Origin of the sequence: Capnocytophaga sp. oral taxon 878 (genome assembly GCF_002999135.1) — a bacterium.
Classification (GTDB): Bacteria; Bacteroidota; Bacteroidia; order Flavobacteriales; family Flavobacteriaceae; genus Capnocytophaga.
Genome location: NZ_CP027229.1, coordinates 217,264 through 233,281, shown reverse-complemented (window position 1 = coordinate 233,281; position 16,018 = coordinate 217,264). Strand labels below are relative to the sequence as shown.

The 16,018-nt window shown below is 37.8% G+C and carries 1 protein-coding gene; it reads right to left on the bottom strand.

Features of this window, described 5'->3' with window-relative positions; all coding sequences use genetic code 11:
• Positions 1 to 263 precede the first annotated feature (263 nt).
• Positions 264 to 15,632 carry a T9SS type B sorting domain-containing protein gene (locus tag C4H12_RS01010; protein WP_106097259.1) on the bottom strand — a complete coding sequence of 5,123 codons (15,369 nt, stop codon included), beginning with the start codon at positions 15,630 to 15,632 and terminating at the stop codon, positions 264 to 266.
• Positions 15,633 to 16,018 lie beyond the last annotated feature (386 nt).

Genomic DNA, 16,018 nt, shown 5'->3' with positions numbered 1-16,018 from the left:
GTTGAGAAACAAGAATTAATTAGTTTTCTGCCATTTTGAAGTAAAAAAGAAATATTTTCTGTTTTTGAGAGGTTTTGTAGATATTGAGAATTCAGAAAAAGTATGCTAATCCTCCGGTAAAGCTCCAAGGTTCCTCTATGGTAGCTCCAAGATAGCTTCAGTAGAAAATTTTTCTGTTTGGGTGGTTTTAAAATAGAAAAAGGCTGCTAAGCTTATATTGCTTAGCAGCCTTTAATTAAGGTTTATTAATTAGATTTAAATGCCTATCGGTAGAGGGTGAAGTGACCCATATATTGCTGATCACCTTCTTCCTCGTGTGTACGGAGAATATACCAATAGTCGCCTGAAGGCATTTCTCTACCATTATAACGTCCGTCCCATACTTGGCCTGACTTAAGGGTTGTGATATAGCGTCCGTATCGGTCATATATATCAACTGTTAAGTTAGGATAGCTACGGAACTTATCAGGATCCCATCCGTCATTTTCACCATCACCATTAGGAGTAAAGAAATCAGGTGGTACAGATTTCATATACTCTTTTTCTATGGTTAAGGTACTCTTACATCCGTTTTCATCTGTAGCTTCAACAACTACGAGCTTATAGATGCGTCCGTTTACCACACGGCTAGTTGGGTCGGTAGGTTTAAGCATATATTCATACGTACCATCGAACACACCATTAAAGGTTACGCTATAAGGAGTATCTCCTGGACGAGGGTTACCGCCTACTACTTTAACCCTTACTTTATTAATTTCGCGTGGATCGGTCTTATCAAGTATTTCTAAGCCTGGATAACGGGTAGTGCTTACTGTTCCGTTCCATACTTGGCTACATACATTGCTCATACCCTCACCTTTATAATGTATTGTAAGGCTGTAGACACCTTGTTCGATGTTGGAAGTTTTACCTATAACACCATCGAAGGATACGAATGGTTTGATAGTAATACCACCATCTAATGAGTATGAAGTGGTGGTACTGCTTAGCTTACCACGTGCACTTTCTGGGAATGTAACATTCAAGTAGCTTGTAGTGTAAGTAGTGGATTCTGTAGAACAGTTAAATCCTAACTTAACATCTTCAGGGGCTATACTTGGTGCTGATGCCACTTCTATTTCTAAGGTTTGGCTACAATTACCGTCATTGTACTCTAAGTTGTAACGTCCTGGTACTAATCCGGTATAACTTACTATAGTACCTGTAGCTACATTAGTTGCTGTGGCATAAGTAGTTCCATCAGGTTTTTTCAAGTTATAATTATAAGGAGCACGACCACCTTCTATCACGAAGCGCATTTGACCATCATTTTGTCCGTAACAAGTTTCGGTTACTGTTTCGGCTTTAGCAATGAGCAGATCAGGCTCAATGATATTGATTGTTTGGCTTAACTCGCAAGCAGGATTTCCTATAGCCATTACCTTTATAGTGTACTGGCCTTTTGGTAATTCAGTATACTCAGTAGTAGCTTCATCAAATTGTCCTGCTTGTGGACTGATAGTATATGTATAACTATTAGTTGCTCCTGTTACTGTAAGTTTAACCTTACCATCGTTTTTACCATAACAAGTAATATCTGTTTTGCTTGCTACTACTGATAGAGGAGCAAAAGATTCTACATTTACAGTAAGTGTTTTAGTACAACCATTGATATTACGTACTGTAATAGTATGTACCCCTGCTAATATAGGTGTACCCGCCGCTGTTTGTGTAAAGTATCCGCTAGATTGAGGAGTACCACCATCAAGAGCAAAAGTAGTTTGTGCTAAGTGGTCGGCAGCTACACTTACTCTAATTGCGTTACTTACATTATTGCCAGGGCAAGTATACTCTACTGTTGCAGTTTCTTGTAACTGAACCCCTGCGCCTATAGTTACTATTGCTTCAGTAGTACAAGAATGAGCATCTCGTACCATTATGGTATAATCACCAGGTGCTAAATTGGTATATAGAGTTTTACCTGCTATCCAATTGGTACCATCAATTGTTGTGCTGTACGATTGGGTACCTCCAGTAATAGTAAGTGAGATAGTACCATCATTAGCCCCATAACATACTTCATCTGTTTTAACAGCTTTAACCTCTAATTGATCAGGTTCATCAATTATAAAGGTTGTATCAGTATAACAGCCATATTCATCTTGAGCACGTACTAAATAAGTGTCCTTAACAAGATTATCAAAGTATCCTGTTTCTACAAAGCGGTCTAAACGAGGATTTGAAGCTGAACTTATAGCGTACTTAATAGTACCTGTGCCACCTGTTACAGTAATTGAGATTACACCATTACGAGCATTAAAGCAAGTAATATTAGTAGTTTGACTTGCTACCACAAGAGCTGGACGCTCTTTGATTTCAATATGTGTAGAGGTGTATACACAATCATTACTACTTGCTACTACATAGTAAGTACCAGAGTACAAACCTGAGAATGCCCAATCAGTAGGACTTATTTGTGTAGCTGTAGCTGTAAGTGCTGGACTTGTTAGGCCACCCTTGTATAGCTTGTATTGGTTATTACCCATACCACCAGTAGCTGAGAAGGTAATGCGACCTGTAGCTTCACCATTACATCTTACTATTGCATCATCAGTATTGAAGTGCAAGGTTAAATCTTCAGGGCGTACAATATCCAAACGATTAGATACTTTAGATTCACAACTATTACCATCTATCACATAGAATTCGTAAGTGCCTACACCTACTGAGAAAGTATTAGCAGCTTGTGGTGTACCTCCTACACCTTGCTTATACTGATAAGGAGGAACCCCTCCAGTTACAGTTACTGAGATAGTTGCATTAGTATGACAAGTTATTGCCTTCGCAATAGAAGCTGTTACACGCATTTCATCAGGTTCATGAACTGTTACTGGTATTTCTATATCACAGTTCCAACCATCAACTATCTTCACTTTATATTCACGAGCATCTAAGCCTGTAAAGGTAGTTTCGGTTTGAGTACCACGTATTTGGCTACCTCCTACTTCCCACAACTCATAAGTGTAGTTTCCGCTACCACCAGTAGTATTACTTACTGTAATTACACCATTATTATCACTGAAGCACAATACATTACTTGCAGTTACATTGGCATTGATAGGATCGGGCACTGCCATTATTTGAGTAGTGGTAGTAACACAACCTTGCTCATCTTTTACTTCTACTATATAAGTATTGGCTGTTAAACCTTCAAACGATGAGGTAGAGGTATAAGTACCATACACTGCATGAGGAGTCGCTCCTACTAACAAGCGGTACTGATAATTACCCCATCCTCCTGCTGCACTCACTGCAAAGCTACCTGTAGCACCTGTACCACACTTAATAAGATCGGTAATTGTTGTGCTTGCGGTTAAGGCATTTGCAGGGCCAGATACATTAACTACAGTTGTAGTTTTAGTACAGTTAGGAAGTTGTGTTTCGGTAAGTTCTACTAAGTAACTACCTTCGGCTAGGCCTGTTATTACAACATTTCGTACACCTGCTAAACCAGCTACTGGGGTAGAAGGTTTCACTACTGTGGCTGGGTTGGTAGCATCAAGGACACGATAATTAAATGTTCCTTGATAGCCACTTACTGTAAGAGTAATTTCTCCATCATTACCTGTTTTACAAGTTACCGGCTTGCTTTGTGCAGCACTATAGTCGATATTATCATAAGGTGCCACAAAGTAAGTAGTAGTAAAGTAACAACCTGTTTCGGAATCGGTAATAGTAATCTCATAGTTAGCAGGCTGAGTAAAGCTAATTTGAGCTACATTAGTACCTGCTGTGAGTGTTTGAGTACTTGGAATTGCTACTCCATCGGTATTGGTTACTGCTACTACATACCCCTTATTATTGCCACCTACTATAGTAAAGCTTACTGTTTCGGCACTTATACAGCTTATATTTGTTAGCTTAACTGGCGTAACTGCTGTAATGCGCTTAAGTGGTGGTATTATTATTGGACTAATAGTATTAGTTGTACAACCATTAGCATCTCTTATATAAGCCATTACTGTTTGAGTATGAGTGCCATTGCTGGTTATACTAAATACACCTGTAGTATTTACAAAACCAGTAGTAGTGGTAGTAGTACCATCAAATAGTTCAAAGTTATAAGTATAAGAAGGTGTTCCTCCATTTGCTACTACCTGAACAACTGCTTCCTGAGCATCGTTTGTTGCATTACACTTAAAGTGTGTAGTAACAGTTGTAGTACTTACTACTAAAGCTTGAGGTTCACTCACTATAATAGTTTCTGTAGCTACACAACTACGTGATGAAGTAACTGTTACAGTATAAACACCAGCTTTCAAGGCTTCAAAAGTAAAATCTTTAGGAGTGGTATTTACTGTTTCACTACGAGTAGCAAAACCTCCTGTACCTTCTATCTTAATAATATAATCTGTTTGTTGTTGATCTCCTGGTATAGTTACTTTTACCCTACCATTATTACCTCCGTTACAAGTTACACTAGTAGTAGTGTAAGTAAAGGTTACTACATCAGCTTTAGTTACATCAAAAGGACCATAGGTGACTGTTGGGCAACCTGTAGTAAGATCGACAACACTTACACTATAAGTACCTGAAGCTACCCCTGTGAATAGTGGATTATTAAGTTGTATCATTGTACCACCACCTTGTGATGTTAAGATATAGTTCAAGTTACTAGAATTACCTCCTTGGTGAGTTACTGAGATAGTTGCCCCTTGAGGTACACTACAAGTTACTTCTTTCACTATATTGGCTACTAAACCTGTTACAGGCTCATAAAGAGTTACCGAAGTAAGAGTAGCTGTACAGCCCCAAATATCGGTTACTACTACATTGTAAACACCTGCTGATAGGTTAGAGAACAAGGTTGTGTTTTGAGTAGTACCTTGCAGAGCTCCGTCTTTTACTAACTGATAAGTATAACCCGTACCTGCACCTCCTGTTACACTGCGTACCTCTACAACACCAGTACCTGGGGTACAATTTTGTAGAGTAATAGTAAGCGTACCAGTAATAGTAGTTGGATTTGCTAAAGTAATAGGTGATAAAGTAATCATACAATCATTACTATCACGTACACCTATTTGATAGGTACCTGGTGCTAAGCTTTCAAATACATTAGTTGTTGTCCAAGCAGCACTGGTTAGTGTTGGTGCTAATGAGTTACTTAAATAATATTTGTAACCACCCCAACCACCATCAGCATTTTCAATGGTAATTACACCATTATTACCTGCACAAGTAATAGAGCGTACTGAGGTAGTAGCTGTTAAACTTACTGCTGGCTCAGTAATACTAAAGTTATATGTTTGTTCACAGCCTGTGCCATTATCTTTTACTGTTACAGTATAAGTACTTGATGACAAGCCACTAATAGTAAAGTTTGTAACACCTGCTGCTATAGGCGAAGGTACTGATGCCCCTGCTGTCATTGGTGACAGAGTGATAGTATAACCATTAGTACCTATATCAGCTAGAGTGAAAGTAGCTATACCATTATTATTACCTTTACAAGTAACATTCTTTATTTGTGGTGCTAGTATCTTAAAGGTATTAGGATCTGGAGCTAGATATGGATAAGAAATCATACAACCAGTATCAGAATGTCCTATCCAAACTGTAGTGGTAGTAGCTACTGCTACATTTAGTATACCAGTAGTATTTGTCCACGTGCTTGGATGTCCTGCAGGAGGTGTAGTTCCTATGCCAAAACGCAATTTAGTTGCTGTTACATTTGGTGAGCTATTAGCTACTGTTATTTGCATTGGTGCATTACAATTAGCAGGACCTGGAGTAACTGTAATATCGGCAGGATCTAATCGTTCAAAACGAGCAATTGTAACTGTAGTAGAGGTATAACAACCACTGCTATCGGTAACAGTAATTGTAATTATGCCACCTGCTGCATCACCATAGGTAAAGGTATTACCTGAAGCTGTATTCCCGTTAGGGGCTGTATACGTAATAGTTTTGCTACCTACCCCACCAGATATAGCTCCATCGGGAACTGTTACTTTGGCTTGCAAGCCATTATTAGTATTAGTAGCACAAGCAAATTGGGTTACACTTATTTGTGTTTGGCTTACAGTAATAGCTGTAGGCTCATATACCATTACAGTAGTAACTGTTTGACAACCATTAGCACCCGTAGCAGTAATGGTATACACCCCTCCTACTGTAGCTATTGCTGTTTTATCTATTGGATTCACACCTGGCGCTGTACCCGATGGTGGTGTGATTACATAAGTATTAGTACCATTTTTCTCTACTATAGCTATACGACCATTCGCAGCGCCATGACAAGTAATAGATACTGTGCTTACTTCAATATCAGGAAGAGCAGCAGGATTCATTACTACGTTTATAGTAGTTGTATTACAAGTAGAAGGTTGACCACTATCGGTAACTTCAATAGTATAAGTACCAGTACCATTTGCAGGTGGTATTTGTATATCGGTTTTTGAAGCTGTACTACCTACTACTGCAGTATTAATTACACCTGTAGCAAACTGAACGCCCATAGGGTTCTTTATTTTGTAGGTATAGTTAGCTGATCCTGAACCATTATCTACTTTAACAGTAATAACTCCGTTAGGTGCTGGTGAGCCACAAGCAAATGGAGTGGTGACTTCAGCGCTTGCTTCTAATAATCCATTTACTACTGCTGTAGCTGTAGCTGTACAGCCAGATGAACGGTCTTTTATTACTATATCATAAGTACCTGGCACTAAGCCACCAAATACATTAGATGCCTGATAGGTTAAGCCTCCATCACGTGAATATTCATAGCCAGGAATCTCAGTAGCTGGAGCATCACCTCCAGGAGTTGTTCTTGCTACTGGATTAACAGTAAGTGTAATTTGCCCACTTATGCAACCTGTTATTGGCATACTATTTACTTTAGGTGTTGGTTGTACTTGTAGGGTTACAGTACCAAAACTAGATGAACAACCGTATTGATCAGACACACTTACATTTACAGTGATAGTAGGTGTAGCTGTAGGATATACAGGCGCTGGGTGTCCTGATATTTGCTCTCTAAGTATTTGGATACGGTTATTAGCTACTGCTATTGGAGCCACCAATGAAGGTGATGTTAAAGTATAAGTATACTGACCGCCACCACCTTTGGCTGTTACTTCGACAACCCCTGGTGTACTACAATTAATCACATTGGTATTAGATACAGAGATACTAATAGGAAGTAATTTCTTAACTTCTATATCTCGACTACCCCAAGTACAAGTACCTTCTTTCACTTCAACATAATAAGTCTTATTAGGTAATACATTTTGTGTTGGAATTGTAAGAGCTGTTTGTCCTAAAGGTATTGTGAAATTTTGGATACTTCCTACTGATGAACCAGTTCTTTTAGCTCCTGGTGTAGAGGTAAGTTCAAACAATTGCCAAGTACCTGAAATAGGTAAAGCAGATTTATAGCTAGGACGACGCTTAATGGTAATATCTAACTTACCATGAGAATCTGTTGAACAAGCTGGTGTTGGTTTAATTTCTAGATATAGTGCAGGGCTTACTACACCTCCATAAATATCCCCAGTATATTCTGCTGTACAGCCAGAAGCGTCTCTGACATAAAACTTATATGTTCTACCTGGTGTTAACTCTGAAAAAACATAAGTTCTTGAATCAGTACCTGCTGCTGGTTCCCAATTATGATTATCTAATGAATATTGAAATTTAGGAGTTCCTCCTGTTTGAATAGTAACTGTAGCTGTAAAGCCTAATGGAGAACTAGTGCAACCTCCATTAAAATCAGCCAAATTAGTAGTTACTGTGACATCTTTCAATCGGTGAGGAATAGTTTTTTCCACTGAATTAGTAGTACAGATGGTAGCTGTACCACCTTTAACTACAGTTTTATAAGTAATACTTATTGTATTACCTGGAATAAAGCTTGGATGTGCTCCTAAAGAGAATGGATTAGAAGTTACTTTAGTCCAAGTACTACCATTTAAGCTATAATAGATATCTGATGTAGCATTATATATATTATAAGTAGTATTACTGAAAGTTAATTTTAAAGTTGTAGGATTACCTACACCTGGACAAGGTATATTTGTATCTACATCTAACTCTGCATCAGTAAGTTTAGGCATATCTTGCAAGGTTACTGTACGTACTGAGTTACAACCTAAAGCATCACGAAGGGTAATGGTATAAAGACCTCCTATTGCATTTTCTATAGTATATGCTGCAGTTACGCCAGTTACTGTACGAGTAGCTCCCGTAGGTGGAGTAATACCTATAGTAAATGGTGAAGCTCCTGTAAGGTTACCTAATATAATCTTACCTGTACCTGTACCTGAACAAGTAGGCGTTACTGTTTGCGGAGTAAATGAGGCATAATCAAAAGCTTTAAGGGTTACTACCTCTTTTTTCACACAACGGTCTGATTTGACAAATACTTCTATTTGTTTAGTACCTGAAAAGTTTGGTACAGTATACAATGGGTTGGTTCCATAATTAGGCGTTACTGTACCTGGTGTATCAAAAGCATAGCTTATATTACCTGTACCGCCAGTAGCTGTAACTTGTATAGTAGCAGCAGATCCGGCACAAGCACCTTGATCAGTAGTTTTGATTCTTACATTTAATGATGGACGTATTATAATACTTCCTGCTGCCTGACAACCATAAGCATCGGTTACTGTTACTGAATAGCTACCCTGACGTAACCCTGTAAAGGTATGAGTTACACTATTAGTACTTGGTGCCACTGCAGTTGCCCCATTAAGGCTTAGTTTATAACCTCCATTACCATTGGTAATTTTCACTGTTACCTTACCTTGATTGTCATTCTCATAACAATCGGTAGCTTCTAAAGTAAATGATACTGTTTTAGGAGCTGGTATTGGCAATGAAACTAAAGGCAAATAAGCAAGACAATTCTTACTATCGGTTACAGCAAACTGAGCTGTTCCAGTTTTTACCCCTGTAAATACATTACTAGAATGTGATGATTGTGTTGCTGTACCTATTAAATAATGATATGTATAAGGCGGTGTTCCTCCATTTGCAGCAAGTTTTACCGTTGCAAAGCCTCCGTTAGAACACATTGCGGGCTGAGTAATAGTACCTGAAAGTGTTAAGGCAACTGGCTGTGTAATAGTTACTGGCACCTCTATATCACAAGTATTACCTGCTACCGGTCCAGTATAAGCTACAGTAAGGGTATAGACACCTGCACGTAATTGACCTACTTCAAAAGTAGATGTTGTTATAGGAGTTGCATATCCTGCACCTGGACGTTGCCCAAGAGGATTGATATTTGCTATACGATAGCTACCTCCATATAAGTTTTCTACTTTAAGAGTTACCTTACCATCATCACCTCCATTACAACTTACATTGGTTTGGCTTTGTACACTTGCTTTAAACTGATGTCCTTGTGGAATTATAACTGTTTTTTGTATAGTTTGTGGACAAGATTTCGTTCCTTGAGATACAGTTGCATCTGTATATTCAATAGTTACTGTATAACTTCCTGGAGCTAAATTAGTAACTGTAGCAGTTCTACCTGTAAAAGTTTGTCCGTTAATAATATACTTATAATTATAGGTAGTAGGTACACCTGTAAATACTATTGTAGCCTTACCATCACATTTGTAAGAAGCTATAGTATAGGAAGTACCAGTAGGAGGTGCTATACGTGCTGGTACAATAACTTTGATAGGCAACTCACACCCGCTACTATCTTTTACAGTAACTGTATGTGTGCCTGCTGGTAAAAAGCCTACTGAATTAGTAGTATAATTACCGTCATATTTGTATTGATAGCCACCATGGCCGCCTGTTACATTAACAAAAGTTATTTTTGCCTTATCTTTATTAACTCCATCTGAGCAACCTATGAGTTCTGAGACCACAGCTGATCCTGTTAAAGGAGTTGCTGGGCCTGGTACATTTATACTATATTGATTACTACAATTATTAGCTCCATATACTAAGAGAATATGTGCTCCTGGTGTTAAACCTGTAAATACTTTTTGATTACCTGTTACCGCTTGTATTGCACCGCTATCTAACTTAATGCGGTAAGGTGCTTTACCACCAGTAATATTTACTGAAAGAGTACCATCATTGGCACCATAACAGTTGACCTTAGTAATAGTATAGGTAGCTGTAGGTGCTGCAGCTGTTGCTAATGTACCTGAAGCGGATACTTTACAACCTTTGCTATCGGTAATTTCAAAAGTATAAGTACCTGCTACATTAGTTTCATACTCGGCAGTAAGATTAGCTGGAAGGTTACCATTAGCAGCTATAGTTCCATTACTACGTTTTACTACATAAGTGTAAGGTGCATAACCATCTTTTATCTTGAAGGTAAGCTTACCATTACCAGCTGCACCAGCATCACAAGTAATATCTTTGGCTACTACAGCAACAGTACTGCCATCAGCAGTAATTAGTTTCTTAATTTCGGTTACATAACTTGCTGTACAGCCATATTTATCGGTTACAGTAAAGGTATGAGTACCTACTGTTAAACCACTAAAGGTATAAGTATTACCTGATTGTGATACTTTTCTTGTTCCGTTATGGAAGAAAGTATAAGGTTGTGTATTACCACTTGAAGGGGTTACTTTTACTTCTACCTTACCAGCTGTAGCTGAATTCATACAGTAATTGGTTTTAGCTGTATTATTTGTAGCTGCTAGGGTAAGAGTAGGTGCTTGTACTATAGTGAATGGTACATCTTTGGTACAACCATTAGCATCAGTTACGCGAATAGTATAAGATCCTATTTGAGTAACTGTGAAATTAGGAGTTGCCTGAGTACGAATTAGAGTTGTACCTTTTAATAAGGTGTACTGGTAAGTACCTGTACCACCAGTAGCTGTAACTGCTACTTGAGCTTGTGCAGGGTTACAAGCTAAACTCAAATCGGTATTGGCAGCGAGTTGAGCATTTAGCTGAGCTGGATTGGTTATTGTGAAATTATCAGTAAATTCACAAGAAGGATTATTAAGCTCACCACGGAATTTGATAGTATGAGCCCCAGGTGTAATGCCTGTCCATTTAAACAGCGTATTGGCAGGAACAGCTACAAAAGTAGCTCCATCTTTACTTACATAATAAGTTACATTTTGAGGGTTCTTTATTGTAATTTGGTATTCACCTGTACCATTATGACACTTAGGTGCTATAACTTTTTTAGTAGCGGTATCAATACCAAAGCCTTGATTAGGAGCTATAGTAATAGTTCTTGTTACAGTTGTAGGACAGGTTTCGGGCTCTTGGTACAAGTAAATATCGTCCATAGCAAGGTCGTTACCGTTTGTTTCCAAACTGAAAGAGCGGATAACTGCTATAAGCTCTCGATTATTACCTGGGTTAAGAGATTTTTCATATACAAACCAATCATCATTATTTTTTGCACCACGGAAACGAGGGATACGCTCTGATACTAATGGTGTATTTGCAGTTACTGCTGCTTGGTTAGCATATAACTCAATAGCAAGATCGGGAGCCCCACTTGGGTAACGAGAATCATTAAAATCTAACAAGTTCATTAATGCTACTGAGAATTTCACTTCTTTATTAGGAATGATATCCTTCATTGGGCGCTGATACAATATAGCGCCTGCAGAACCTAATATATTACCTATGTTCACAAAGAACATACGTCCGTTAGGTATTTTAGCTCCTGAAAGAGTTCTTGAGTGGTCATTAGGTGCTTTCCAAGCACCATTATTAGGATCTTGCTTTTTAGTTACAATATACTCACCATCGGCTAAGTATTTGCCTGCCCAGTTACCTGATGGTTGTGAAACACCATTACCATTTTTAGGCATAGAGCCATCTTGTAATTCAAGATAGTAAGCCTTATTAATATAAGGGTTACCTGTATTATTACCTGCACCAAAATCTTCTAAGAATAGAACATTCTTGGCAGGTGGATTGGCTTGCGCATAAGTAATAGTAATGGTATAGGTACCAGGTGCTAAGTTAGTAAACACATTATTAGTAGTAGGAGTACCTCCATTAACTTGATAAGTATATTTATAGTTTGTTTTATCAGTAGTTACAGTAACAGTACCTTTACCCTCACAATTATATGTAATGGCAGTATTACCTAACACAGGTGCTGGTATTTTATTGTCTACTTTAACAGTAAGACCTGTACGGCTACATCCAATAGCATCTTCCACTGAAAGGTTATAGGTACCTGGAGTTAACCATTTATCTTTCCTAGTTGTCCAACCTTGTCCATCTCCAAAATTATATTTATAAGGTTCTTGACCTCCTTGTACGTTTGAGAAACGTACTAGAGCTTTACCTGGGTTACCTTCACTATCACCACATTCTACCAATTTCTCAACTCCTGCTGATGCAATAAGAATGTTAGCACCATACGATTGTATAGTAATAGCTGGTAGTGTTATTGTACAAGAAGCTGTATTATTATAGGTGTATTGCAACACAGGATTATAGGTATTACCTGGGGCTACTTCTATTTCACGAGATGTTTTGAAAGTAGTACCTCCATCTACACTATATTGATAAGTATAAGCTGTTGCACTAGTAGGAACAGCAAAGGTTATTTTGGCCTTTGCCCCACAATCATACACTGTAGCTGAAGCAGTAGTAGTAGGTGCTGTAAGTTGTGTGATAGCAACTGATGCTGTAGCCCTACAACCATTTTTATCAATCACAGCAAACTGATGTGTACCTGGTGTAGTAACATCAAAATCATAATAATTAGCTGTAAAGTTTGTAGCATTATTTATAGTACCATCACTAAAGAAATATGAAGTTCCTTTAGTACCATCAATACCTGTTACACGTACTTTACCTGCACCACAAGGCATAATGGGTTTCAGCACTGTAGCTGTAGCTTTTAGCTGTTTGGGTTCTACTATTTTAATACCACCTTTATTAATAGTACAACCATAGTTATTTTGGACTTCTACATAATAAGTACCAGCCTTGAAATAGTTACCAAGGGTGAGCTGTTCAAGATTAGTTTGAGTAGAACGATATAACTCGGCACCTGAAGCATTATCTTTTTTCACCACTATATTATAAGGTGGATAAGGAGCATCGGTAAGCTGTATGGTCATAGTAGCGACACCACCATAGCAAAGAGGACTAGTAGGAGTAACTGTAAGCTGAGGAGTGCGTTTTTTTACAAACAAACCAGAAATCTCAAATACACAAGGTACTATATTACTTTTTGCTTTTTGCTTGATAAGCACACGATAGGTACCTTGATTAGTAATTGTGAATTCATTACTGTCTTGGTAATTTCTAACTTGGTTAGTACCTTCATACAAAGCAAACTGATAACTTGTAGGTGACGGACCTATTATGGTTATCTTACCTGGAGTAGTACAAACAATATCAGTTACTTTGGCAGTAGCATCCAAGTTATTTTTAGTAATACGGAAATAATAGGTAGAAACACAATCACCTTGTGCCCCTCCATCAAAAGTAACTGTAAGTCTATAATCACCTTGTTGATCAAAAGTACGACGAGATTGTGTACCATTATCAGTATAAACTGGTGCCCATGCAGTATTGGTAGGTGGACAATTCACATCACCAGTACGATTACCTACAATTTTTTCCCACCTATATTGTTTACCATTAGAAAAAGTTATATCAAAGGTTACTGATGAACCATTACCACACAAATATACTTGTGGGTATTTGCGTCCATCTGCAGTACAAGTATATACCTCACCATTAATTTGCTTTGCAGCAATCATTTTCTCTATAGGGTGTTTTTCATCATAAGCATTTTCAAGAACTGTATACTCTTCATACATAGTAGGACACCCTGTTTTTGATTTAGTCACCCTATAAGTACCTGGTTCTGAAACAACAAGGTTTTGTCCAGTTTTGTTGAAACTTGCATCGCCTACTTTTGTCCACTTATAAGTAGTGAAACCTGCAGCTGCTGAAAGGGTAGTTGTGGGCTGGCAAAGAGAAATATCGTTAGGCTTGTAGACACATTTAGTAAAATCGGTAGTAACAATAAAGTTTGAAGGGCCTGTTACTTCACCACCACAAGCTGAGAATTTTGAACTAAAGCTACCAGGTGTAAGGGTAGCGGGGTTTTTATCGCCTGTGTAGGTAGCAAAAGCCTGATTTTTAATTTCGTTGGAACAAGGGTCTCGCCATTCATTACAAGATGCTAGTACTTTTACCCCAAAAGATATTTCTTGTTCAGGAGCTCCTTTTTTGACTAAAGTATTGGGTATAGTAACTTTTAGGGTACGATTATTATAGGTATAAGTTGCTCCAGAAGGAACATTAATTCCTGTAATATTATTTTGTAAATTAGCTGGAAGAACATCGGTAATTACGAGATTTTTAGCATCATCATTACCTATGTTTTTAAATTTAATTTTATAGCGTAATTCTTGCCCCAAAACAATATTGTTTTGTCCTGTAATATCGGTAGTACCATCGGACTTATATACACGTTTTTCCATTACCACATTGGGGGTAATAACTTCGACGTTAAAAGCGAACATAAATGGATAGAAAACGTCTTGCGTAGTAGTTGGGTAAAAACTTGCTGAAGTGGTATCATTACCCAAAATGGTATTACCATTATTTGGAAGATCAAAAATACCGGCATCAAAACCGAGCATATTTTTAGAAGAAGGTGTACGATCGGTATTTACACCTTGTTCATTAGTAATCGAACTATTGAAGAAATTACTTTTAACTCTTTCATTACAAGTAACTTTTATTGGATAAGGGTTCCAATAACAGCCATCTTGCACCAAACCATCTTCACGTCCTGGTGCTGTAATCTTAACTTTATTTCCTCCTGTTTTATTGGTTTGTATTTTAAGCTCATCACCTCCCAAATATGATTCGCCTTCCAAAGCAGCAAAACCTATCTTAGCATTTACAGGTAAAGGAGAAGGTACTGTGGTAAAGCCTGAAATAGTAATTGCTTGACTATAATTTTTTGTTACTGCTGCAAAACCATCAAACAAAGCTATCTTGCGAGCAGGCTGAGTGACATCTTCATAAATAATATAAAGAGTCCAACCAGCAGCATACCCATTCCCGTTGGTTTCATTACCATAGGGAGCTTGCATATCTGCGACAGTAAAAGTTTCATTATTGATATTTGTTACATATTGGGTAACATCGGCCACACATACATAAGCACTTTGGCTACGGCCATCAGCTGGATTTTGACTACCATCACTATGTAATATTGTACCTGTAATGTTGTGGTAGCTTCCATTACCCTGACGCAAACGTACCTTATTGAACTTATTAGGGTCTAAAACTGGATTAGTAAGCCTATCAGCTCCTACTACATTATCGCGTTTGTAAGCAGCAGCCCAATACAAGTAGGCTTTTTTAACCACAAGCCCACAAGTAGAAGTAGGGTTAGGATTTTTTACCCTTGCTGAACTTGAGTTGATAGTATTAGCTGGATCTACATTAGTATACTCCAAATTTCTTTGAGAGTTATCAGCCTTCAAGTCATTAAAAGGTGTATTAGCAGGACGACTATCCCCACGGTTGAGAATAGAGTTCCCTACCACTATCATATTACCTTTAATAGTAAGATTATAGCGCTCACTAAAACTTTGCGCTGTAGCGGTAAAGAAAGTTGCTAAAAAGAAACATTGTAAAAATAAAAACTTTTTCATTGGGAGTTATAGTTTTTAATTGTTAGTCGTTAGATATTATTGGTGTTGTTGGCTAATGGTTACAATTAGCTTTTCAACCGCAAAAGTACAACTTTTATTTCATATAACAAGTAACTGTGAAATAATTAACACGAATTTAACACAGAGGTTACACTTGTCATTTTTTAAGAGGTAAAAGGCGGATGCTGGATGATGAAATGGAAAAACAGAGATTACTATTTTTTATATCAAAAATAGGATATTTTTCTGTTTTTAGGCCGTTTGGCAGAAACTCGGAGTTTGTAAATCCTTAGGTGAAGCTCTATGGTTCCTCTATGCTTCCTCTATGGTAGCTCTAAGATAGCTCTAACAGAAAATTTTTCTGTTGGACAGGTAGTAAGATATAA

Coding starts and splice junctions, on each gene's coding strand:
- C4H12_RS01010 (WP_106097259.1), bottom strand. CDS start 15,632: ATGAAAAAGTTTTTATTTTTACAATGTTTCTTTTTAGCAACTTTCTTT.